This window comes from Agrobacterium sp. CCNWLW32, from assembly GCF_037083425.1.
In the GTDB taxonomy this organism is placed as follows: Bacteria; Pseudomonadota; Alphaproteobacteria; order Rhizobiales; family Rhizobiaceae; genus Agrobacterium; species Agrobacterium radiobacter.
Genome location: NZ_JBAOJM010000004.1, coordinates 24,756 through 45,819, shown reverse-complemented (window position 1 = coordinate 45,819; position 21,064 = coordinate 24,756). Strand labels below are relative to the sequence as shown.

Annotated in this window: 24 protein-coding genes; 14 read left to right on the top strand and 10 right to left on the bottom strand. The window is 59.5% G+C overall.

Annotation, left to right across the window (positions count from 1 at the left end):
* Window positions 1–14: 14 nt before the first annotated feature.
* Window positions 15–737, bottom strand: coding sequence for a CPBP family glutamic-type intramembrane protease (locus V6R85_RS10685; protein ID WP_112958602.1), 723 nt, complete (start codon window positions 735–737; stop codon window positions 15–17).
* 222 nt (window positions 738–959) lie between these two features.
* Here V6R85_RS10685 and V6R85_RS10680 point away from each other — a divergent pair, with 222 nt between their 5' ends.
* The 6 genes from V6R85_RS10680 to V6R85_RS10655 all read left to right on the top strand — a co-directional run bounded on the left by V6R85_RS10680 (window position 960) and on the right by V6R85_RS10655 (window position 7,247).
* Window positions 960–2,192 (top strand): ABC transporter substrate-binding protein, encoded by a 1,233-nt coding sequence (locus V6R85_RS10680; protein WP_020811968.1) that lies wholly within the window; start codon window positions 960–962, stop codon window positions 2,190–2,192.
* A 144-nt stretch (window positions 2,193–2,336) separates the two neighbouring features.
* Window positions 2,337–3,239: a carbohydrate ABC transporter permease gene (locus V6R85_RS10675; protein ID WP_003506291.1), complete on the top strand. Its 903-nt coding sequence runs from the start codon at window positions 2,337–2,339 to the stop codon at window positions 3,237–3,239.
* Window positions 3,232–4,173, top strand: a complete 942-nt coding sequence (locus tag V6R85_RS10670; RefSeq protein WP_112958603.1) for an ABC transporter permease subunit — start codon at window positions 3,232–3,234, stop codon at window positions 4,171–4,173. Before V6R85_RS10675 ends, V6R85_RS10670 begins: the two co-directional genes overlap by 8 nt.
* A 5-nt stretch (window positions 4,174–4,178) precedes the next feature.
* Entirely contained in the window at window positions 4,179–5,267 is a 1,089-nt protein-coding gene (locus V6R85_RS10665; RefSeq protein ID WP_003506294.1) for an ABC transporter ATP-binding protein, read from the top strand.
* Between the two features lie 57 nt (window positions 5,268–5,324).
* Complete coding sequence (locus V6R85_RS10660; RefSeq protein WP_003506296.1) at window positions 5,325–6,089, top strand: sugar phosphate isomerase/epimerase family protein; 765 nt, start codon at window positions 5,325–5,327, stop codon at window positions 6,087–6,089.
* 24 nt (window positions 6,090–6,113) lie between these two features.
* Window positions 6,114–7,247, top strand: a complete 1,134-nt coding sequence (locus tag V6R85_RS10655) for a Gfo/Idh/MocA family protein (RefSeq protein ID WP_003506298.1) — start codon at window positions 6,114–6,116, stop codon at window positions 7,245–7,247.
* A 100-nt stretch (window positions 7,248–7,347) separates the two neighbouring features.
* Here V6R85_RS10655 and V6R85_RS10650 read toward each other — a convergent pair whose 3' ends face one another.
* Entirely contained in the window at window positions 7,348–7,518 is a 171-nt protein-coding gene (locus V6R85_RS10650; protein WP_003506300.1) for a hypothetical protein, read from the bottom strand.
* Between the two features lie 353 nt (window positions 7,519–7,871).
* On the opposite strand from V6R85_RS10650, the gene queC reads away from it, so the two are divergent.
* From queC to queE, 3 genes are read left to right on the top strand one after another with little or no spacing between them, the layout of a single operon-like run.
* Window positions 7,872–8,582: a 7-cyano-7-deazaguanine synthase QueC gene (gene queC, locus V6R85_RS10645; RefSeq protein WP_003506302.1), complete on the top strand. Its 711-nt coding sequence runs from the start codon at window positions 7,872–7,874 to the stop codon at window positions 8,580–8,582.
* A complete protein-coding gene (queD, locus tag V6R85_RS10640) occupies window positions 8,582–8,938 on the top strand; it encodes a 6-carboxytetrahydropterin synthase QueD (RefSeq protein WP_003506304.1) in 357 nt (118 codons plus the stop codon). The genes queC and queD overlap by 1 nt, the downstream gene beginning before the upstream one ends.
* The gene (queE, locus tag V6R85_RS10635; RefSeq protein ID WP_060724790.1) at window positions 8,935–9,690 is read left to right on the top strand and encodes a 7-carboxy-7-deazaguanine synthase QueE; all 756 of its coding nucleotides are present in this window, start codon (window positions 8,935–8,937) and stop codon (window positions 9,688–9,690) included. The genes queD and queE overlap by 4 nt, the downstream gene beginning before the upstream one ends.
* A 180-nt stretch (window positions 9,691–9,870) precedes the next feature.
* On the opposite strand, the gene V6R85_RS10630 is transcribed toward queE, so the two are convergent.
* The 6 genes from V6R85_RS10630 to V6R85_RS10605 form a co-directional block, all read right to left on the bottom strand.
* Window positions 9,871–10,920, bottom strand: coding sequence for a Gfo/Idh/MocA family protein (locus V6R85_RS10630; RefSeq protein WP_112958604.1), 1,050 nt, complete (start codon window positions 10,918–10,920; stop codon window positions 9,871–9,873).
* A 6-nt stretch (window positions 10,921–10,926) separates the two neighbouring features.
* A complete protein-coding gene (locus tag V6R85_RS10625) occupies window positions 10,927–11,712 on the bottom strand; it encodes a ThuA domain-containing protein (RefSeq protein WP_003510932.1) in 786 nt (261 codons plus the stop codon).
* A gap of 56 nt (window positions 11,713–11,768) precedes the next feature.
* Window positions 11,769–12,797: an ABC transporter ATP-binding protein gene (locus V6R85_RS10620; protein WP_112958605.1), complete on the bottom strand. Its 1,029-nt coding sequence runs from the start codon at window positions 12,795–12,797 to the stop codon at window positions 11,769–11,771.
* 10 nt (window positions 12,798–12,807) lie between these two features.
* Window positions 12,808–13,641 carry a carbohydrate ABC transporter permease gene (locus V6R85_RS10615; RefSeq protein ID WP_112958606.1) on the bottom strand — a complete coding sequence of 278 codons (834 nt, stop codon included), beginning with the start codon at window positions 13,639–13,641 and terminating at the stop codon, window positions 12,808–12,810.
* Entirely contained in the window at window positions 13,638–14,612 is a 975-nt protein-coding gene (locus V6R85_RS10610) for an ABC transporter permease subunit (RefSeq protein WP_112958607.1), read from the bottom strand. The genes V6R85_RS10615 and V6R85_RS10610 overlap by 4 nt, the downstream gene beginning before the upstream one ends.
* 64 nt (window positions 14,613–14,676) lie before the next feature.
* A complete protein-coding gene (locus V6R85_RS10605; RefSeq protein WP_099087177.1) occupies window positions 14,677–15,942 on the bottom strand; it encodes an ABC transporter substrate-binding protein in 1,266 nt (421 codons plus the stop codon).
* 268 nt (window positions 15,943–16,210) lie between these two features.
* Here V6R85_RS10605 and V6R85_RS10600 point away from each other — a divergent pair, with 268 nt between their 5' ends.
* On the top strand, window positions 16,211–17,224 hold the full coding sequence (locus tag V6R85_RS10600) for a substrate-binding domain-containing protein (protein WP_003506318.1): 1,014 nt from the start codon (window positions 16,211–16,213) through the stop codon (window positions 17,222–17,224).
* Between the two features lie 174 nt (window positions 17,225–17,398).
* Window positions 17,399–17,596 carry a hypothetical protein gene (locus V6R85_RS10595; RefSeq protein ID WP_003506320.1) on the top strand — a complete coding sequence of 66 codons (198 nt, stop codon included), beginning with the start codon at window positions 17,399–17,401 and terminating at the stop codon, window positions 17,594–17,596.
* A gap of 214 nt (window positions 17,597–17,810) precedes the next feature.
* Here V6R85_RS10595 and V6R85_RS10590 read toward each other — a convergent pair whose 3' ends face one another.
* Together V6R85_RS10590 and V6R85_RS10585 are read right to left on the bottom strand one after the other, a co-directional pair.
* Window positions 17,811–17,990: a hypothetical protein gene (locus V6R85_RS10590; protein ID WP_174054540.1), complete on the bottom strand. Its 180-nt coding sequence runs from the start codon at window positions 17,988–17,990 to the stop codon at window positions 17,811–17,813.
* Window positions 17,987–18,568 (bottom strand): DNA-3-methyladenine glycosylase, encoded by a 582-nt coding sequence (locus V6R85_RS10585; protein ID WP_112958608.1) that lies wholly within the window; start codon window positions 18,566–18,568, stop codon window positions 17,987–17,989. Before V6R85_RS10585 ends, V6R85_RS10590 begins: the two co-directional genes overlap by 4 nt.
* A gap of 93 nt (window positions 18,569–18,661) precedes the next feature.
* Between V6R85_RS10585 and V6R85_RS10580 the strand changes: the two genes are divergently transcribed.
* The 3 genes from V6R85_RS10580 to V6R85_RS10570 all read left to right on the top strand — a co-directional run bounded on the left by V6R85_RS10580 (window position 18,662) and on the right by V6R85_RS10570 (window position 21,058).
* Complete coding sequence (locus tag V6R85_RS10580) at window positions 18,662–19,045, top strand: hypothetical protein (RefSeq protein ID WP_031234233.1); 384 nt, start codon at window positions 18,662–18,664, stop codon at window positions 19,043–19,045.
* Between the two features lie 2 nt (window positions 19,046–19,047).
* Window positions 19,048–19,827, top strand: coding sequence for an SDR family oxidoreductase (locus V6R85_RS10575; protein ID WP_099087176.1), 780 nt, complete (start codon window positions 19,048–19,050; stop codon window positions 19,825–19,827).
* Window positions 19,828–20,002: 175 nt separating this feature from the next.
* Window positions 20,003–21,058, top strand: a complete 1,056-nt coding sequence (locus tag V6R85_RS10570; RefSeq protein WP_003506328.1) for a L,D-transpeptidase family protein — start codon at window positions 20,003–20,005, stop codon at window positions 21,056–21,058.
* The last annotated feature ends 6 nt before the right edge of the window (window positions 21,059–21,064 follow it).

Genomic DNA, 21,064 nt, shown 5'->3' with positions numbered 1-21,064 from the left:
TCGCCTTTTTTGGTTCAGGCGGCTAGCGCGTTCAGGCAATGGGCAAAGCCATGGGACAGTATCGCCGCTTCTAGTCCCCGACGCCAGAATAGCCACCCGAAGATGAGGCCGGGAATAAAGTTGCCGAGCAGCACCGCAAGGACGAGCGCCGGTTGCGGCTGAGCGGCGATCGTGAACAGAAACGGCAGATGGCCGGCGGCGAAGAGAGCTGCGGCGATTATGATGGCAGCCCATACGAGAGATGATCGGATTTCCCCGCTTCCTGTCATGCGCCAGAGGGCCCATGCGAAAAACGACATCAGGCCCCACCGGGTCAGCAGCTCTTCCGTGATGCCGCCATATAAAATCCGGGTCGCCAGCGGGACGTCAAATCTGGTCATTTTTGCCAGGGTTGCCGCATCCGTGACCAGGGGCAGGATCACCGACGAGTAGATGATCATCAACACGGCGACGGCAATGCCCGCCGCAAGCGCAGGCGGCAACTGTCTTCGCAGCACTGCGCGCGTATTGTCACCCCGCAACCAGCTATCGATCAACGGGGCGCTAAGCCCGAGTTTCGCGGCAAGAGCCTGACCGGTTGCCACCGCTGTAACGGTCAGGATTGCCGGCTGGACGAGGATCAGCAGGCGCATAGCCAATGAAGCTTGCTGCCCCGGTATAAGCTGCTCAAACGTTGCCAGTAAAAGCGATGCGACACCGGTCAGTCCGATGATCAAAAGAATATGCCAGCGTTTCATGGTCTCTTTCGCCTGTTTTCCTCACCATGAGGTCTGTAAATGACCGGCATTGCGTTTGGATTACGCGGTCCAATCCCCTGCGTCGCTTGGCTGTTCGGCATATTTACTGCCCGTTCGAAATGCCTCCTGACGGTGGTGGCGAGATTCGTATTTTAGGCGGTTGCCTAATCAAAAATCTTCGCATACGTTCCAACTGCAACGTTTCAGTGAGGGAGGAGACTCATGCGAATGCGTGTTATTTCTGCGGCTTTTCTGGCCAGCGTCATGATTCCGGCGGGTATTGCCGGGGCCACCGATCTTGAGGTGACCCATTGGTGGACATCAGGCGGCGAAGCCGCTGCCGTCGCCGAACTGGCCAAGGCTTTCGACGCGACCGGCAATAAATGGGTGGACGGCGCGATTGCCGGTTCGGGCGGCACGGCCCGGCCGATCATGATCAGCCGCATCACCGGTGGCGACCCGATGGGTGCCACCCAGTTCAACCACGGTCGGCAGGCGGAAGAGCTTGTCCAGGCAGGCCTGATGCGCGATCTTTCCGATGTTGCCGCAAAGGGTAACTGGAAAGATGTGATCAAGCCGGCAAGCCTGCTCGACAGCTGCACCATCGACGGCAAGATCTATTGCGCGCCGGTCAATATCCATTCCTGGCAATGGCTGTGGCTTTCCAATGCGGCCTTCAAAAAGGCGGGCGTAGAGGTTCCGAAGAACTGGACGGAATTCGTCGCAGCCGCACCGGCGCTGAAAAAGGCGGGCATCCAGCCGCTCGCGCTTGGCGGCCAGGCATGGCAGGCGAACGGCCTGTTCGACACGCTGACGCTTTCGATTGGCGGCAAGGACCTTTATCAGAAGGTCTATGGCGACAAGGATGCCGAAGCGGCAGCCGGTCCTGATATGGCGAAGATTTTCGCAGCTGCCGTCGAGGCCCGCGACATGGCCAAGGGCACCAATGTTCAGGACTGGAATCAGGCCACGAATATGGTGATAACGGGCAAGGCCGGCGGCCAGATCATGGGCGACTGGGCACAGGGCGAATTCCAGCTTGCCAATCAGAAAGCCGGCACGGACTATTCCTGCCTTCCCGGTCTGGGTCTCAGTGAATACCTCACCACGGGTGGCGACGCCTTTTATTTCCCTGTTTTGAAAGACGAGGCGAAAACCAAGGCGCAGGACGTTCTTGCCGCAACCATTGTTGATCCGAAAACGCAGGTTGCCTTTAACCTGAAAAAAGGCTCGCTGCCGATCCGCGGCGACGTCGACCTCAATGCAGCCAATGACTGCATGAAAAAGGGTCTGGCAATTCTGGCCAAGGGCAATGCGCTGACCAGCACCGACCAGCTGATTTCTGCCGATACGCAGAAACAGAAGGAAGACCTGATGGCGGAGTTCTTCGCGGGCTCGATGTCGGCAGAAGACGGGCAGAAGCGCTTCGCGGACATTATCGGTTCGGCTGACTGATTGTGATCTCTCCGGATCGGGGAGCGGTTCGCTGCTCCCCTTTCCAACGTCCGGCTTGCGCCAGAACAGTTGGCACTGGTCGGGGTTTCACGCGGCGGGGCTTTTTGCTCGGTCGTTGACTGTAACGTTACAGGAGGAGGTAACATGGCAGGTCAAACGCGCTCAGGGCGTCCCAACCAGCTTTTCCGCAATCTCAATTCCAAGATTGCCTCCATTCCCATGATCCTAACCGCCATGGTGATTTTCCTTGGCGGAACGATCTGGACGGTGATTTATTCCTTCACCAATTCCAAGCTTCTGCCGCGGGCAAGCTTCATCGGTTTTGACCAATATGAGCGGCTGTGGGCCGCGCCGCGCTGGATCGTGTCCATCCAGAATCTCGCGATATACGGCGTGCTGTCGCTGATCTTCAGCCTCGTCATCGGCTTCGTGCTGGCGGCGCTGATGGACCAGAAAATCCGGTTTGAAAACACCTTCCGCACGATATTTCTTTATCCCTTCGCCTTGTCCTTCATCGTTACCGGCCTCGTCTGGCAATGGCTGTTGAACCCGGAATTCGGCATCCAGTCCGTGGTCCGCTCGATGGGTTGGGAAAGCTTCACCTTCGATCCGCTCTATAATTCTCAGATCGTCATTTACGGCATCTTGATTGCAGCGCTCTGGCAGGGCACGGGGCTCGTCATGTGCCTGATGCTCGCCGGTCTTCGCGGTATCGATGAGGATATCTGGAAAGCTGCACGCGTCGACGGCATTCCGATGTGGAAGACCTATATTCTCATCATCATTCCCATGATGCGGCCCGTCTTCATCACCACGCTCGTCATCATCGCCAGCGGCATCGTCAAGGTTTACGATCTGGTGGTGGCGCAGACCAGCGGTGGGCCGGGCATCGCCTCCGAAGTGCCGGCGAAATATGTCTATGACTACATGTTTCAGGCGCAGAACCTGGGGCAGGGCTTCGCCGCCTCGACCATGATGCTTCTGACCGTCGCCATCATCGTCATCCCATGGGCCTACCTCGAATTCGGAGGCAAGAAGCGTGGCTAATATCAGCACACTGAACACGGTCGCCGCCGCAACCGATGCGGTTGCCCGGGACCTTTCCGGCCCGCGCGGCAAGAAGCCAAGGAAAACCTTTTCCCGCCGCAACATCATTCTTTACGGCACGCTGTTCGTTGCCGCCGCCTATTACCTGCTGCCGCTATACGTGATGGTTGTCACCTCGCTGAAGGGCATGCCGGAAATCCGGCTGGGCAACATCTTTGCGCCGCCGGTGGAAATCACCTTTGAGCCCTGGGTGAAGGCCTGGGCCAATGCCTGCACGGGATTGAACTGTGACGGGCTTTCGCGCGGATTCTGGAACTCGGTGCGCATCCTCGTGCCGTCGGTCGTCATCTCGATCATCGTCGCTTCCGTCAGCGGTTACGCCATGGCGAACTGGAAATTTAAGGGTTCGGAGCTGTTCTTCTCCATCCTCATCATCGGCGCCTTCATCCCCTATCAGGTGATGATCTATCCGATCGTCATCGTGCTGCGCGAAATGGGCGTTTATGGCACGCTGACCGGCCTCGTCATCGTGCATACCATCTTTGGCATGCCGATCCTGACGCTGCTGTTCCGCAATTATTTTGCGTCGCTGCCGGAGGAACTGTTCAAGGCGGCTCGTATTGATGGCGCCAATTTCTGGCAGATTTATTTCCGCATCATGCTGCCCATGTCACTGCCGATCTTCGTCGTGGCGATGATCCTGCAGGTGACCGGCATCTGGAACGACTTTCTGTTCGGCGTGGTGTTCACGCGGCCGGAATATTACCCGATGACCGTACAGCTCAATAACATCGTCAACTCCGTGCAGGGCGTGAAGGAATACAACGTCAACATGGCCGCAACCCTACTGACCGGGGCTGTGCCGCTGATCGTCTATTTCGTCTCCGGCAGGCTTTTCGTCCGCGGCATTGCTGCAGGCGCAGTAAAAGGTTGAGTTATATGAACAAAAGCGTTTCCATTCGCGATCTTTCCCTGTCCTTCGGCGCCGTTACCGTGCTGAAAGACCTCAATCTCGATATTTACGACGGCGAATTCCTCGTGTTGCTCGGCTCTTCCGGCTGCGGCAAGTCGACCCTTCTCAACTGCATTGCCGGGCTTCTGGAGCCGACCGACGGGCAAATCTTCATCAAGGACCGCAACGTCACCTGGGAGGAGCCGAAGGATCGCGGCATCGGCATGGTGTTCCAGTCCTATGCGCTTTATCCGCAGATGACGGTGGAGAAAAACCTGTCCTTCGGCCTTCAGGTCGCCAAGGTGCCGAAGGAGGAGATCGACCGGCGCGTGAAACGGGCGGCGGGCATCTTGCAGATCGAGCCGCTTTTGAAACGCAAGCCTGCCGAGCTTTCCGGCGGCCAGCGCCAGCGTGTGGCGATTGGCCGGGCGCTGGTGCGGGATGTGGATGTGTTCCTGTTCGATGAGCCGCTCTCCAACCTCGACGCCAAGCTGCGCTCGGAACTGCGCGTCGAAATCAAGCGGCTGCACCAGTCGCTGAAGAACACCATGATCTATGTGACGCACGACCAGATCGAGGCGCTGACGCTGGCGGATCGCATCGCCATCATGAAAAGCGGTGTCATCCAGCAGCTGGCCGATCCCGTCACCATCTACAACAAGCCGCGGAACCTCTTCGTCGCCGGCTTCATCGGCTCGCCCTCGATGAATTTCCTGCGTGGCGAATTGATTGAAAAAGACGGCAAGGTGGTCTTCACCACCAATGGCGTGACTTTCGCGCTGGACGGTTATCATCCGGAGACGCCGCTTGCCGCCGGCCGTGCCGTGGTTCTGGGTGTCCGCCCGGAACATGTGCGCGTCGATGCCGATATTGTTGGCGGTGAGGTGCACGAGGCGATCGTCGATATCGAGGAGCCGATGGGCGCCGACAATCTGATCTGGCTGAAACATGCCGGGCATACCATGTCCGTGCGTGTCGGCGGCCACAGACGGTTTTCACCGGGCACCAAGGTGCGCCTCGGCCTCGACATGACGATGGCCTCGCTTTTCGACGCGCAAAGCGAGGAACGGCTCTAGAACAGCTTCGATTTTCCCCCACACAGTCCAAAGACCCAGATCTCTATGGAGGAGACAATGACAGAACTCGGTTTCCAGCTTTACAGCGCCCGCAATTTTCAGCCTTTTTCCGATATTCTGAAAAAGCTTTCGGCGGCGGGTTATAAACATGTCGAAGGCTACGGCGCGATGTATGCGTCGCTGGATGAAGCTGGTCTGAAAGGTCTGCGCGCCGAACTCGATGCCAACGGCCTGACCATGCCAACTGGCCATTTCGGTCTCGATCTTCTTGAGGGCGATCCAAAAAAGGCGCTGAACATCGCGAGAGTTCTGGGCGTGGAGGCGATCTATTGCCCTTACCTGATGCCTGACCAGCGCCCGACAGATGCTGCAGGCTGGTTCGCCTTCGGCAAGCGCCTGCAGGAAGCCGGAAAGCCCTTCGTGGATGCCGGGCTGATCTTCGGCTGGCATAACCACGATTTCGAGTTCAAGACGCTTGACGATGGCTCGACGCCGCAGGAGCAGATTTTTGCCGGCGGCCCGGACCTGAAATGGGAAGCGGATATAGCCTGGATTATCAGAGGCAATGCCGATCCGCTCGCATGGATCGAAAGCTACGGCAAGCGCATCACCGCCGTGCATGTCAAGGATATCGCGCCTGCGGGAGAGAATGCGGATGAGGATGGCTGGGCCGATGTCGGCCATGGTACAGTGGACTGGAAGGGCCTCGTTGCTGCGTTGAAGGCGAAATCCGCCACGAAACATTTCGTGGTCGAGCACGACAACCCGAAAGACATCGACCGGCTCATCACCCGCTCGATCGCATCGTTCAAAACCTATTGAGTTTCAATTTTTCGGAGTTTCATCATGGCCAGAGATCTTGGCGTCGGCATCATCGGATGCGGCAATATCTCGTCTGCTTATTTCTCGCTGGCGCCGCTCTTCAAGGGCATCAAGGTGCTTGCCTGCGCCGACCTCAACCGCAATGCGGCGGAGCTGAGGGCGGAAGAATTCGGCGTTGTCGCGCAGTCCATCGAGGACCTGCTCGCCAATAAGGATATCGATGTGGTGGTGAACCTCACCATTCCCGCAGCGCATTTTCCGGTGTCGAAAGCCGCACTTGAGGCGGGCAAGCACGTCTATTCGGAAAAGCCGCTGGTGCTTTCGCTGGAAGAGGGTGAAGAACTGCGGCGTATCGCCCGGGAGAAGAACCTCTCCGTTGGTTGCGCGCCGGACACCTTCCTCGGCGGCGCACATCAGCTTGCCCGGCAATATATCGATGAGGGCAAGGTCGGGCGTATCACGTCAGGCACCTGCCATGTGATGAGCCCCGGCATGGAGATGTGGCACCCCAATCCGGGCTTCTTCTTCCTGAAGGGCGGCGGGCCGATCCTCGATCTCGGCCCCTACTACGTCGCCAATCTCATCAACCTCATCGGCCCGGTCAAGCGTGTCGGCGCATTGACGTCAATGGCGAACCCCACCCGCACAGTGACCAGCCAGCCGCTGAACGGTGAGATCATCCCGGTCGAAACGCCGACCAACATCCATGCACTGCTGGAATTCGTGAACGGAGCAACGATCACGCTTTCGGCCAGCTGGGATGTCTGGTCGCATCGCCACGCCAATATGGAACTCTATGGCACGGAAGGCTCGATCTACGTGCCGGACCCGAACTTCTTCGGCGGCGTGGTGGAAGCAAGCGGACGGGACAAAAATATCCAGCCGCTGGAAGACTGGGCGCATCCCTTCGGCATCGCCAATCAGGAAAGCCCGAACGGCCCGCGCGCTAATTACCGCACTGCCGGCCTTGCTGATATGGCGATTGCCATTCTGGAAGGCCGCGATGCCCGCTGCTCGCTGGATCGTTCCCTGCACGGCATCGACGTGATGACCTCAATCCTCAAATCCGGGGAAGAAGGGCGCTTCATCGAGATGAGAACCACCTGCACCCAGCCGGCAGCACTCGGCATCGAGGAGGCGCAGGCGCTGCTGCGCTGAGCGTATAGTCAAAGAAAAAAGGCCCGGCGCACTGCCAGTTCGCCGGGCCTTTTCCGCTCAGCCTTTTGAATGACGAGCGTCGCGTGTTCATAGCCGATTTTTAAAGGCCGATAAAAAGACCGAGCCAGCGTGTAACCGTCCTGACCATCCAGATCAGAAAGACGAACGGGGCGATGCCGATTGCGGCGACGAGCGCTGCCGATGCGACGACGAGGCCAGTCGCGAGATAGCGTCTGAGCCGGTGACGTTTCGGCTTAAGAGCCTCATCCATGTCGTAGAGCGGCGATCAGCCCGCGAACGGTGAGTGTGACATAAAACATACCCGCAACAACTATTAGGATACCGGTGCCAAGCGAGCTGAGATTGTTCAGCGAAAACAGAAACGTATCAGCCGCCATCATTGGCACGACCCTTCAAGAACAGTGAATTCGTCATCGTTCTAGATCGCGCCGGTTTCCGGCATATGTCCCGATTGTTTCGTCTTGTTTCTGCGGCGGGGCGATTTCGTGATGGAGCGGATTTCCCGCGAATTCGGTAAAGCCCTTCACAAGACGGCCCGTTTGGTTTAAAGCCGCGCCGTAATCCGGTCGCAGCCCACCCGGTCAAAACAAGGGATCCCAACTTATGAAAACCATCGTCATCTGCTCCGGCGGATTGGACTCCGTTTCGCTTGCGCATAAAATCGCGGCGGAACATGAACTTCTCGCTCTCGTCTCCTTCGATTACGGCCAGCGCCACAAGAAGGAACTGGATTTCGCCGCCGATTGCGCAAGGCGTCTCGGCGTGCCGCATCATGTCATCGACATCAGAGCCATCGGTGCGCATCTCACCGGCTCGGCGCTGACGGACGACATTGCGGTGCCGGACGGACATTATGCGGAGGAGACCATGCGCTCCACCGTGGTGCCGAACCGCAACGCCATCATGCTCACCATCGCCTTCGGCCTTGCCGCCGCCCAGCAGGCGGATGCGGTGGCAATCGCCGTGCATGGCGGCGACCATTTCATCTATCCCGATTGCCGGCCGGGCTTCATCGACAGTTTCAACGCCATGCAGGCGCATGCGCTGGAAGGTTACGCCGACGTCAAGCTCTTTGCGCCTTACGTCACGGTCTCCAAGGCGGCGATCGTTACCGATGGCGTGAAATACGGCACGCCCTTCGGCGAAACATGGTCCTGCTACAAGGGGGGGCTACGCCATTGCGGCCGCTGCGGCACCTGCGTGGAACGGCGCGAGGCCTTTCATCTGGCGGGCGTCACCGACCCGACCGACTATGAGGACCCCGATTTCTGGGTGGCGGCGACTCATGCCTATGCGGCGCAGGAGGTGCGCTGATGTTCCGCATCACCAAGGAGTTTCATTTCTCCGCCTCGCACCAGCTGAAAAGCCTGCCGTCTGATCACCAGTGCGCCCGTCTGCATGGGCACAATTACATCGTCGAGGTCGAGCTTACTGGTGAAGAGCTGAACGAGCACGGTTTCGTGCGCGACTATCATGAGCTTGCGCCACTGAAGCACTATATCGACAGCCATTTCGATCATCGCCACCTGAACGACGTTCTCGGCCATGACCGGGTGACGGCGGAATGTCTGGCGAAGCATTTTTATGACTGGTGCAAGATAAGCCTGCCGGAAACCAGCGCCGTGCGGGTGAGCGAAACCGCCAAGACCTGGGCGGAATACCGGCCATGACGGCGGCTGCACGGAAGGTTGCAGCGAAGGAAACGGCGATCCGCATCAGCGAAATCTTCGGCCCGACCATTCAGGGCGAGGGGCCGCTGATTGGCCTGCCGACCGTATTCGTGCGCACCGGCGGCTGCGATTACCGCTGTTCCTGGTGCGATACGCTGCATGCCGTCGACAGCGAGTACCGCGACACATGGAAACCGATGCCTGTCGAGGCGATCTGGCAGGAGGTGCGTCGGCTTTCCGGCGGCGTACCGCTGACGGTCTCACTGTCAGGCGGCAATCCCGCCATCCAGCCCCTCGGGGCCTTGATCGCGAAGGGGCAGGGCGAGGGCTATCGTTTCGCGCTGGAAACGCAGGGCAGCATCGCGAAAGACTGGTTCGCCGATCTCGATCATCTGGTGCTGAGCCCGAAACCGCCATCGAGTGGTATGGAAACGGACTGGCAGGCATTCGAAAACTGTCTTACCGCCGCCGGCGACGGACCGCAGGTGGCGCTGAAGATCGTGGTTTTCGACGATGCGGATTATGCCTATGCCAAAGCGGCATCCGCGCGTTTCCCACGTCTGCCGGTCTACCTCCAGCCCGGAAACCACACCCCGCCGCCGCCCGATGATGACGACGCGCGCGTGGATATCGAGGGGGTCATGGACCGGATGTTGTGGCTGGTGGACAAGGTGAGCGAAGACCGCTGGTTTTCCGCTCGTGTTCTGCCGCAGCTGCATGTTCTGTTGTGGGGAAATAAGCGGGGCGTTTGAAGGGATGCGGATTGGCACATGCCTTTCCCCATCATCCTCGCCTTTGAGGTGAGAATCCACGCGCCGTTGAAGGATATGCATCCTCGGGTCAAAGCCCGAGGATGACGTCGATTGGGAGGAGCGATGTGGAGGAACATCACTCCTCCCTACCAGCGACTTGCGCCGCCGCTCTTCTGCAAATCAGGCCGAAACGGCCAGCTCGCGCCGTTCACGGTCGGCGATGATCGAGAGATCAAGCACCTTCTGCAGATTGGCGGCATGGCGGAAATCGGGGTCGGCAACGCCGCCTTCCATCACCGCCTTGGCGAATTTTTCGTAGTTCGTCGGCACCGGCTCCACATCAATCGTCTTCCAGATTGCCTTCTCCACATCCTCGCCAATGCAGACCCGCAGGCTGGAATAGTCAGGCGTGTGGATGACTTCGAGCGCGCCCTTGTCGCCATGGATGCGCAGACGAAGTTCATTCAGATGCCCCGTTGCCCAGCGGCTGGCATGGATGACGCCCATGGCGCCGTTTTCCAACTCGGCGGTCATGGTGAAGCTGTCATTGGCGTCGAGATCGTAGACGCCGATCTTGTTGCCCTCATATTTGTCGAAGGTCTTCAGCCGCGTGAAGATGCGTTCCACATCACTGCCCGCGCCATAGGAGGCGAAGTCGAGAATGTGGATGCCGACATCGCCGAGAACCCCGTTCGAGCCGTGTTTGGTGGAGAGCCGCCACAGCCACTTGCTCTCCGTCATCCAGTCGCCCCAGGCCTTGGAAACGAGCCAGCTCTGGAGATAGGAGGCTTCCAGATGGCGCACCTTGCCGATCTTGCCGGCCAGCACCATTTCGCGTGCCGCCTGCAAGGGGGCGACATTGCGATAGGTGAGGTTGACCATGGCAACAAGGCCCGCTTTTTCCGCGGCATCGGCCATTTCGGCGGCCTTGGCGTAGTTTTCCGCCAGCGGCTTTTCGCAGAAGACGTGCTTGCCGGCCGCCAGCAGCTTTAGGCTGGTGGGGTGGTGGATGGCGTCAGGCGTGACATTCGCCGCCGCGTCGAACTCGCCCCAGGCAATCGCGTCATCCAGCGAGGTAAAGGAGAGTGGAATGTTGTGGCGAAGCGCAAAGCCCCGCACAACCACATCATCCACATCCACCGCAGCCACCAGTTCGACGCCGGGGATTTGCGAGAAATATGTGGCATGGTTGTTGGCCATGCCGCCGGTTCCGAGAATGAGAAGTCTCATGGCTGTTTACCTGTAACCTGCTTCGCCTGCCTTGTGCAGCTTGGGGCCGCGTTCTTCGATAGGCTCCAGCGCCTTGTCGACGGGAACGTTGGGGGCGTCATGAATGCTTTTCAGTGCGCCGACCGGATTATAGGCCCATTTCACCGAATTGCTGATGACCTTCTGTACATTGGCGTCGTGATAGGTCGGATAAGTCTCGTGACCGGGGCGGAAATAGAAGATGTTGCCTGCGCCACGGCGCCAGGTGAGGCCAGAACGGAAGACTTCGCCGCCCTGGAACCAGGAGATGAAGACGGTTTCCAGCGGCTCCGGCACGGAGAACTGCTCGCCATACATCTCTTCGTTTTCCAGCTCGAAATGCTCGGGCAGGCCGGCTGCAATCGGGTGGCGCGGATTGATCGTCCACAGGCGTTCGCGTTCGCCCGCCTCACGCCATTTAAGCGCGCAGGGCGTGCCCATCAGTCGCTTGAAAGGCTTGGAGAAGTGGCCGGAATGCAGGACGATGAGGCCCATGCCTTCCCAGACACGCTTGGCAACGCGCTCGACGATTTCATCCTGAACCGCACCGTGGTCCTTGTGGCCCCACCAGACCAGAACGTCGGTCTTGTCCAGACGCTCCTGCGAAAGGCCGTGTTCCGGTTCCTGAAGCGTGGCGGTGGTGGCGCTGATCTCAGGGTTGGTATTCAGCGCATCGGCAATGGTGTTGTGCATACCATCGGGGTAGATCGAACGCACCGTCTCGTTGATGTGTTCGTGGATATTTTCGCCCCATACAACGGTGTTGATGGTCATTTTCTTGCTCCTTGGTGAAGGCCGGAAGCTTGGGTGATCCGGCGAAAGTTAACTGTTCAGGCGGCGCCGCGCACGGGATTGCGGGCAAGGGCCTGGCCCTGCGCGTCGAAGCGGTGGATCTGCGCCGCATCCGGCACGAGAACGATTTTTTCTCCCGGCTTGCGGTCGGTCACGCCTTCCTCACGAACGACGATGGGTTCGCCAGCACCAATCTCGACATAGATGTAGCTGTCCGATCCCAGCATTTCCGAATGGATGATTTCGCCGTTCCAGCCGGTCTCACCGGCACCGATCGCAAGGTGTTCGGGGCGGATGCCGATGGTCGCGGCACCTTCGACTTCCGCATATTTGCCGGCAAGGAAGTTCATCTTCGGCGAGCCGATGAAGCCGGCAACGAAGGTGTTGACCGGGCTTTCGTAAAGCTCGAGCGGCGTGCCGATCTGTTCGACGCGGCCATCGCGCAGAACGCAGATGCGGTCGGCAAGCGTCATGGCTTCCACCTGGTCGTGGGTGACGTAGATCATCGTCGTGTCATGCATCTCCCGGTGCAGCTTGGCGATTTCGAGACGGGTTGCGACGCGCAGCGCCGCATCGAGGTTGGAGAGCGGTTCATCGAACAGGAACACCTTCGGATCACGCACGATGGCACGGCCGATGGCGACACGCTGGCGCTGGCCGCCGGAAAGCTGCTTCGGCAGACGTTCCAGATAGGGCGTGAGTTGCAGCATTTCGGCTGCCGCCTCCACGCGCTTGCGGCGCTGTTCCTTGTCCGCGCCTGATAGTTTCATGCCGAAGGCCATGTTCTCGAACACGGTCATATGCGGATAAAGCGCATAGGACTGGAAGACCATGGCGACGCCGCGCTTGGCGGGCGGCAGGCGGTTGACCGTCTCACCGCCGAAGGAAAGCGTGCCGCCGGTGATTTCCTCCAGCCCGCATATGAGGCGTAAAAGCGTGGACTTGCCGCAGCCGGAAGGGCCGACGAAAACCATGAATTCGCCAGAGCGGATATCCATGTCGATGCCCTTGATGACATCGAAGGCACCGAAGGATTTGCGAAGATTGCGCAGTTGAATGGTGGTCATGAGATTTCTCCTAGCCTTTGACGCCGCCGGCGGTGAGGCCGGAGATGATGCGTCGCTGGAAGATCAGAACGAGGACGACGAGCGGGGCGGTGACGATGACGGACGCAGCCATGATCGTTCCCCAGGGGATTTCGAATTGCGAGCCGCCCGACAGAAGCGCGATGGCGACCGGCACCGTGCGTTGTTCGTTCGATGAGGTGAAGGTGAGCGCGAAAAGGAACTCGTTCCATGCCGCGATGAAGGCGAGAAGCCCTGTCGTGACGAGCGCCGGCCACATCAGTGGCATGAAGACCTGGGTGATGATGACCCACGGTGTCGCACCGTCGACGATCGCCGCTTCCTCGATTTCAATCGGCAGGTCACGCATGAAGGTTGTCAGCACCCAAACCGTGAAGGGCAGGGTGAAGATCATGTAGGAAAAGATCAGCGCGAGCGGTGTGTTAAAGATTCCCGCCCAGCGGATAAGTTCGAACAGGCCGGCGAGAACGGCGATCTGCGGGAACATCGAAACCGAGAGGATGGTGAGCAACAGCAGCGAGCGGCCACGGAAGCGCACGCGAGCCAAGGCATATGACGCCGTTACCGCAAGGAACAGCGACAGTACAACGACTGAAGATGCAACGAACAGCGAATTGCCGAGATTGCGCAGGAACGTGCCGTTGCCGATGACGAAGCTGTAATTGGTCAGCGAGAATTCGCGCGGCCAGTAATTCACCTGGAACAGCGCTGAGCCGGATTTCAGGCTGGTCAGTATCGCGTAATAGAACGGGAATACCGAAATCACCATGATGACGGCGACCAGCGCATAAAAGGCGGTGGTCTTGACGATATCGGTGAGGGTCATCGCGCAGCTCCATCGGTGTTGACGCGCCCGAGCCACATATAAATTACGGTGATCGAGGCGATGATGAGGAACAGCATGGTGGAAGCGGCTGCGCCATAGGCGAACTTGTCGAAATCGAACAGGTTCTCACGCGCCAGCACCGACATCGTGCGGGTCTGGGCGTTATTCGGCGTCAGAATGTAGATGAGGTCAAAGACGCGCATCGCATCCAGCATGCGAAAGATGACGGCGACCATGAGCGCTGGCCGGATCATGGGCAGGGTGACGCGGAAGAACACCTTGACGGGGTGGATACCATCCACCTTCGCCGCCTCATACATGTCCTTCGGCACCATTTGCAGGCCGGCGAGAATGAGCAGCGCCATGAACGGCGTCGTCTTCCAGATATCGACGATCAGCACGGCGACCATCGCGGTGTCCGGATTGGCCGTCCAGGCGATCTTTTGGGAGATCAGGCCGAGACTGAGGAAGAGGTCGTTCAATATGCCGAACTGGTCGTTCAACATCCACGCCCACATCTGCGCCGAGACGATGGTGGGAATGGCCCATGGCACGAGGATGGCGGCGCGCACGAGGCCGCGTCCCTTGAATTCGGCATTCAGCACCAGCGCGACGATGAGGCCGAGCACGGTTTCGAAGCTGACCGAGAGGATGGTGAATTTCAGCGTGTTGAGAACCGCACCCCACCAAGCGGGATCGGCCAGCAGGCCACGATAGATAGTGCGGCCGCTGCCGAGTGTGATCCAGGTGAGGTAGTTCTTGAGGCCGACGAACTGCGCACCCTCGAGATTGGTCAGCGACGCGTCGGTGAGGCTGAACCAGACGGTGCGCACCAGCGGCCAGCCGGCCACCAGCGCCAGCACCAGAAATGTGGGGGCAAGAAACAGCCAGGCGGATTTCAGCCGTTCCGATTGAAGATCGGAACCGGTGCCGGATGCCGCGACCGGTCTTTGAAGGGTGGTGTCATTCATGGGGACATCTCGCGGTTGGGGCGCGGGAAACGGCCAGGCGAGGCCGCCTCCCGCGCGGGCCGGGTTACCAGCCGTTGCCTTTGAGATCGGTCAGTTCCACCTCGAGCAGTTCGAGATTTTCAGCCGCCGTGCCGTTGCCGGAGAGCGTGTTGTGAACCGCGCCCCAGAACTTGGCCGAAACCTCGTTATATTTCACTTTGGCCGAGGCGGAAGGACGGGGAACGGCGGTCTGGAAGATCGGCTTCCATGTCGGCATGAACGGCTGTGCGGCCGCGACATCATTGTCGTCATAAAGCGAGGCGATCGTCGGCATGTTGGAGAGCTGGATCGCGCGCATCTTCTGGGTGTCTTTCGATGCCAGGAATTTCACGAGCTGGATGGCCGCGTCCTTGTCATCTGAATATTTCGAAACGGCGAGGTTCCAGCCGCCGAGTGTCGAGGCAGGCGCTTCGCCTTCTGCGCCTGCCGGCAGCGGGGTGACGCCGAACTTGCCCTTGATGGCGCTGTCGGCGCCATTTCCAAGTGCATAGGCATAGGGCCAGTTGCGCATGAAGACGGAATTACCAGTCTGCCACACGCCACGCGCTTCCTCTTCCTTGTAAGCGAGCACGCCCTGCGGCGCGATTGTGCCGACCCAGCCCTTGGCGGCTTCGATCGCGGCTGCGGCTTTCTCGTTATTGATGGAGATGTCGCCGTTGGTCTCGACGATATGGCCGCCCCCGGCGGATGCGATCCATTCGAGCGCGTTGCAGGTTAGGCCTTCATAGGCGCTGCCCTGGAAAACGAAGCCCCAGAGGTCCTTCTGCCCGCCTTCGCGTTCCTTGTCCTGAATTTCCTTGGCGGTCTCGCCCAGTTCCTTCCAGGTTTTCGGCGGCTGCTTGCCGTATTTTTCCAGAAGGTCCTTGCGGTAGAACAGAGCGGGTGCGTCGGTGAACATCGGCATGGCGACAAGCTTGCCGTCCACGGTCTGCGACGCAACGATGGAGGGGAAATGATCGCCGATGACGTCCTTGGTCGCTTCGGTCAAATCCACGAACTGGTCGGAGAGCTGCGGCGCCCAGATCACGTCGGTCTGATAGACGTCGACATCCTTGTTGCCGGCGGCGAGCCACAGCCGGTACTGGCTGAATTGTTCGCTTGATGAAGAAGGCATGGTGACGAGATTGACCTTGTGGCCGGTCTCTTTCTCGAAGGCGGCGATCCGCTCCTTGAAAAATGCGATGTTCTTGCCGGTGGAATTGGCGGCGATGGAAAGTTCGGCCGCCTGCGCCGAAACTGCTGCGGAAAGTACGCTGCCGCACAGGAACAAAGTCTTCATGGAAATATTCATTGTCAAACTCCTCCGTTGACGCTTCCGATTGTCCTCAAAATTGAAAGCGCTTTTGACTGGCGTGAGGCTCTCAAAAGCGGATCAATCTGTCAATACTCTTTCTAATTGTGTGAAAACCCGGCATTTCCGACGATGGTTTTGCGGTGTTTGCTTTTCGAAATGACCGACTGTAAGGTTTCAGATGGATAAAAATTGAAATCGTTTTCAATTATTGTCCGCTTGAAAAATCTGCGGCGGCAACGCATGCAGAGGCAAATTGGCGAAAAACATGAAACTCAAGGAATTCGCAGAAAAGGTTGGGCTATCGCCCACCACCGTCAGCCGTGCGCTTGGCGGCTATCCCGAGGTGCGCGAGGAAACGCGGCAACGGGTGATGGAGGCTGCGCTGAAATACGGCTACCGGCCGAATGCCAACGCCGTCAGGCTGGCAACGGGCAGGGCGGGCGCCATCGGCGTCGTCATGGGCCGTTCGGGCGGCGGGCATTTCTTTTCGGAGTTCATGGGCGGCATGGCGACCCGTCTGGAACAGGAAGAAACCGACATTCTCGTCAGCGTCACCGTCGACAATAATCTCGATGAGGAGCTGGCGATTTTCAGCCGGCTGGCGGCGAGCGGCCGGGTGGATGGCATCATCGTGCATTCGCCGCGCCCCGAGGATGAGCGCATCGCGCTGCTTCACCGGCTGGGCGTGCCCTTCATCGTGCATGGCCGCTCCAAGACGCCGTTCGAACATGCCTGGCTTGATATCGACAACCACGATGTAACCTATCGACCAACGATCCATTTTCTGGAGCGCGGCCATCGCCGCATCGCCCTAATCAACGGTCCCGTCGGCCGCACCTTCGTTCAGGACCGCGAGCAGGGGTTCAGGGATGCGCTGGCCACCCATGGCATCACGCCCGATCCGCGTTTCATGATGAACGCGCATTTCAGCGAAGATACCGCCTTCCGCTTTGCCCGCTCGCTGCTGGAACAGACGCCGCGCCCGACGGCCTTCGTCGCGGGCGCGATGATGACGGCGCAGGGTGTCTATCGCGCCGCCACGCAGATGGGGCTGGTGATCGGCAAGGACGTTTCCGTCATCGCCCATGACGACGTGTTTCCCTATCTGACGCCGGAAAGCATGATGCCGCCGCTTTCCACCACCCGCTCGCCCATGCGCATGGCGGGCATTCGGGTGACGGATCTGTTGTTGCAGATCATCGGCGGTCGTCCCGTGCGCGAGGTTCAGGAATTGTGGCCGGTCGAACTGATCCTGCGGGAATCGGTCGGCCCTGCCTGAGCTTCTCGTCATAGCTCACTGATTCCACTCCGTTTTGTGAACGTCAGTTGATAACGTTCGTCTTTCGTCATCTATACGTCCGCGCCGTCTCATGTATAATCCGAACAGTTACGGGTGTTATGGAACAGGACCCGGGCCGGCGCGTTGAGGGGACGTGTCGAAGGAGGTGGACGGATGTTTGAATTTTTAAAACCGCAACAGCAGACTGTGATCGATGACGTCGAGGCAACCGGCACCTATGCCGATGCGCTGCTCAACGTTCCGAGCCCGGAACTTTCCCGTTCGACCGCGCGCGAGCATGGTCACGAGGCTCATTCCCGCGATTATTGCGAAAACCGCGATATTTCCCGCAGCGCGCTCGGTTTCGCCTGAGCGTCGCAAAAACTTCCTTAAAAAACGGAACGGACAGGCCGTGCCCGCGTTTCCCTGTACGACCCGCTGGGCGGCGCAACCGGACCGAAGGGACCTGACCGGCATTTGACCGATGGGCGAATTGGGTGTCGCGCCGCCCGATTGGCGACGGCGCGAAGGCGTTGTCCCGAGAGATAAAAACGCAGCTTGTGTCCATTGCGGCAAAGCGTGTTTATCAGGAGGCCGCGATGCCAGCCGTTCCCGTCGAACCGTATCCCGAACCGCCGATGCCCGTGCCGCCGCAGCCGGACATACCGCCGGTGGAAGAGCCGGAACCCGATAGGTTGCCGGACGAGGTGCCGGTACCCAACCCCGACGAAAATGACGGGCCGCCGAGGGTGCTCTCGTCTTTCACGGGTCTCCATTTTCGAATTTCTTGCTAACGAAAGTCGAGTCCTTAAGTCCGAAGCGCCACGGGTATTCTGTGGCGCGGCTGATGCCGATTCGCCTGCCGCTGGTGATGGCGGCGGCTTCTTTCGGCAACCGCAGGAAAAACGGCGGTGCGTTCAACGGCGCGCCATCCATCTCTCCCGTAATCGCGAGCGCCTGGCAAAGTCGGCCCGGGCCTGAACATAGAAGTTTCGGCTTGTCGGTTCCCCGGCGCAGTTTCATCATGTCTATACCGGTGATCGGTTCGATGGCGCGCAGAAGCACGGCGGAGCCCGGAGCGCAGACAAAGTTGGCGCACCAGTGAATGCCGTAGGACCGGTAGACATAAAGACGGCCGGCCGGGCCGAACATCGCCCTGTTGCGCGGGGTCTGCCCGTTGAAACTGTGGGATGCCGGGTCGTCCGGATGATAGGCTTCGGTTTCCACGATGATGCCGCCGGTATTGCCGATGCGGAACTCCGCGCCGATGAGGGCGCGGGCCACACCCACCGCATCGCGCAGGAAGAAACTCTCCTGCATTTCCGGGCCAAAGGCCTCATCCATCCGGAACCCCTTCCGCTCTGTGTCGTTCTGAAGTCAGCTTATTCGTTTCCCCGCACCGGTTTTGCCGGTGCTTTCCAAGCCGGAGGGCATGTCATGCAACTTTCGACGACCTATGTAAAACGCAATAACGGGGTTATCTCCGTCGAGTTCGTCGGCAGCGACGGTGACCAGGTCTCTGTTCGCCTTGCCGATGGTCTTGAAGGGATCGACGATGCGGAGGCCATCAAGCGGGCAAGTGCGGTGATGGTGCAGCTCACCGCCTTCGGAACACGCCATGGCGCGGATGCGCCTTCGCAATTTTCCGCTCTCGGCACGGCGCAGGATGAAGCTCCGCACGGTCAGGCGAGCGCCCGCACATCGAAGGATCGCGACGTTCTGGAGGAGGAGTTGGAAGAGGGGCTGGAGGAAAGCTTTCCAGCCAGCGATCCCGTCTCGGCGATCGGCACCTCCATAGCCTCCAGAAAGGGAGGCCTGTAACATTGGCTGACGGCAAAGTCGCTCTCGTCACCGGTGCCGGCTCCGGCATCGGCCGCGCTGCCGCCCTTCATCTGTCTGCGGAGGGGTTCTCGCTCGGCCTGCTTGGCCGCACCGAATCAGAATTGAACGATGTCGCGCGGGAAATAGGCGCCGCATCCGGTTCGTCGAAGGTCCTTGTGGCCGATGTGGCGAATGAGGAGGCTATGCGTCATGCGGTCGCAGCACTGGTTGGGGCTTTCGGGCGGCTTGATGTCGTGGTGGCGAATGCTGGCGTCAACGGCGTCTGGGCACCCATCGATGAATTGAAACCGTCCGAATGGGACGATACGATCCGCATCAACCTGCGCGGCACCTATCTCACCGTTCATGTAAGCGTGCCGCATCTGAAGGCGGCCGGCGGCGGATCCATCGTCATCATCTCGTCGATCAATGGTACGCGCACCTTCACGTCGCCCGGCGCTACCGCCTATTCCGTGACGAAAGCCGGACAACTTGCCATGGCGCAGCAACTGGCGCTGGAACTGGGGCGTCACCGTATCCGCGTCAATGCGGTGTGTCCGGGCGAAATCGAAACGGCAATCGATGAAAATACCGATATACGCGGGCGGGAAAAAACGGAGGTTCCTGTCCGTTTTCCCGCCGGGGACATTCCTGTGACCGGCGGCGTGGCCGGAACGAGCGACGACGTCGCCGCGCTGATCGGTTTCCTGGCGTCGGATGCATCCCGTCACATTACCGGCACGCCGGTATGGATCGATGGCGGCCAGGGGCTGCTCCGATAATTACGGCATCCAAGCTCAGCGCCAACGGCATCACGGGCTTGTGTCCCTATGATTAACGAATGGGTAACGTCTGTTCACGAGACTTTGTACATGGGCGAGGTTGCCGTGTTGTGGCCACCTTCGATAGTTAAGCGTCTGCCGGAAAGGCGGGCAAATCAGGCGGGCAGAACAATCCATGGGCATGCAGGCATTGCTGGATTTCGCGGTTGCGGGGTTGCGGCATAAGGTAAAGGCAGGGGCAAGAATGGCTGCGGTCGTCGCGATCGGCGGCGGCCTTGCGGCGTGCACCTCCATGGGCCTCGACAGTGTCAAGAAAGACCCGCCGAAACTGTCGTCCAAGATGATGGCGCAGATGTCGGCCAAGAGCATGCGCCCGGAAAGCCCGGTCCTCGTTCGTATTTTCAAGCAGGAGAGCGAACTCGAGGTCTGGAAGGTCGACAAGACAGGAAATTACGCGCTCCTCAAGTCCTATCCCATGTGCCGCTGGTCGGGAAAGCTCGGCCCCAAGATGAAGACTGGTGACCGGCAGGCGCCGGAAGGTTTTTATCATGTCTCGGCCGGCATGCTGAACCCGAACTCACAATATTACGTTTCCTTCAATCTCGGTTATCCCAACCGGCTGGAATCGGCGCTCGGTTACACCGGCGAGGCGCTGATGGTGCACGGCGCCTGCTCCTCTTCCGGCTGCTACGCCATGACCGACGCTCAGGTGGGTGAGATTTACGCTATCGTCGCGCGTGCATTGCAGGGCGGACAGGACCGCTTTCAGGTGCAGGCCTATCCCTTCCGCATGAGCGCCCGGAACATGGTGGCGCATCGGGATGATCCTAACATGCCGTTCTGGAAGACGCTGAAGGAAGGTTACGACTATTTCGAGGTGACGCGCCGGCAGCCCAAGGTTTCCGTCTGCGGCCGCCGTTATGTCTTCAACAGTGAATTTGCTGGCGGCGAGCCTGCCGATCCGCTGGCGGCGTGCCCGCCGGCCGTCAACCAGCAGGATCCGCTGGTGGCGTCAAAACTCGGTGAAGAGCAACAAAAACTTGCCGCCGCGATGAGCGAGGGAACTTCTGCCTCCCTCAGCGCGTATGTGGACGGCGGCATGCATCCAAGCTTCCGGGCCATTCTGAAATCCAGCGGCGCCAAGGCCATGGCATCGCAGGTTTCCGGCACGAAGTACCCTATCAGCCGCCCAGAGGCGGCGCTGGCAGATCCCTTTGCCAGCGTGAGATGACGTAAA

Excerpts from the sequence above, each read along its gene's own strand:
- V6R85_RS10685 (WP_112958602.1), bottom strand. The coding sequence starts at position 737 with ATGAAACGCTGGCATATTCTTTTGATCATCGGACTGACCGGTGTCGCA.
- V6R85_RS10680 (WP_020811968.1), top strand. The coding sequence starts at position 960 with ATGCGAATGCGTGTTATTTCTGCGGCTTTTCTGGCCAGCGTCATGATT.
- V6R85_RS10675 (WP_003506291.1), top strand. The coding sequence starts at position 2,337 with ATGGCAGGTCAAACGCGCTCAGGGCGTCCCAACCAGCTTTTCCGCAAT.
- V6R85_RS10665 (WP_003506294.1), top strand. The coding sequence starts at position 4,179 with ATGAACAAAAGCGTTTCCATTCGCGATCTTTCCCTGTCCTTCGGCGCC.
- V6R85_RS10660 (WP_003506296.1), top strand. The coding sequence starts at position 5,325 with ATGACAGAACTCGGTTTCCAGCTTTACAGCGCCCGCAATTTTCAGCCT.
- V6R85_RS10655 (WP_003506298.1), top strand. The coding sequence starts at position 6,114 with ATGGCCAGAGATCTTGGCGTCGGCATCATCGGATGCGGCAATATCTCG.
- V6R85_RS10650 (WP_003506300.1), bottom strand. The coding sequence starts at position 7,518 with ATGGATGAGGCTCTTAAGCCGAAACGTCACCGGCTCAGACGCTATCTC.
- queC (WP_003506302.1), top strand. The coding sequence starts at position 7,872 with ATGAAAACCATCGTCATCTGCTCCGGCGGATTGGACTCCGTTTCGCTT.
- queD (WP_003506304.1), top strand. The coding sequence starts at position 8,582 with ATGTTCCGCATCACCAAGGAGTTTCATTTCTCCGCCTCGCACCAGCTG.
- queE (WP_060724790.1), top strand. The coding sequence starts at position 8,935 with ATGACGGCGGCTGCACGGAAGGTTGCAGCGAAGGAAACGGCGATCCGC.
- V6R85_RS10630 (WP_112958604.1), bottom strand. The coding sequence starts at position 10,920 with ATGAGACTTCTCATTCTCGGAACCGGCGGCATGGCCAACAACCATGCC.
- V6R85_RS10625 (WP_003510932.1), bottom strand. The coding sequence starts at position 11,712 with ATGACCATCAACACCGTTGTATGGGGCGAAAATATCCACGAACACATC.
- V6R85_RS10620 (WP_112958605.1), bottom strand. The coding sequence starts at position 12,797 with ATGACCACCATTCAACTGCGCAATCTTCGCAAATCCTTCGGTGCCTTC.
- V6R85_RS10615 (WP_112958606.1), bottom strand. The coding sequence starts at position 13,641 with ATGACCCTCACCGATATCGTCAAGACCACCGCCTTTTATGCGCTGGTC.
- V6R85_RS10610 (WP_112958607.1), bottom strand. The coding sequence starts at position 14,612 with ATGAATGACACCACCCTTCAAAGACCGGTCGCGGCATCCGGCACCGGT.
- V6R85_RS10605 (WP_099087177.1), bottom strand. The coding sequence starts at position 15,942 with ATGAATATTTCCATGAAGACTTTGTTCCTGTGCGGCAGCGTACTTTCC.
- V6R85_RS10600 (WP_003506318.1), top strand. The coding sequence starts at position 16,211 with ATGAAACTCAAGGAATTCGCAGAAAAGGTTGGGCTATCGCCCACCACC.
- V6R85_RS10595 (WP_003506320.1), top strand. The coding sequence starts at position 17,399 with ATGTTTGAATTTTTAAAACCGCAACAGCAGACTGTGATCGATGACGTC.
- V6R85_RS10585 (WP_112958608.1), bottom strand. The coding sequence starts at position 18,568 with ATGGATGAGGCCTTTGGCCCGGAAATGCAGGAGAGTTTCTTCCTGCGC.
- V6R85_RS10580 (WP_031234233.1), top strand. The coding sequence starts at position 18,662 with ATGCAACTTTCGACGACCTATGTAAAACGCAATAACGGGGTTATCTCC.
- V6R85_RS10570 (WP_003506328.1), top strand. The coding sequence starts at position 20,003 with ATGGGCATGCAGGCATTGCTGGATTTCGCGGTTGCGGGGTTGCGGCAT.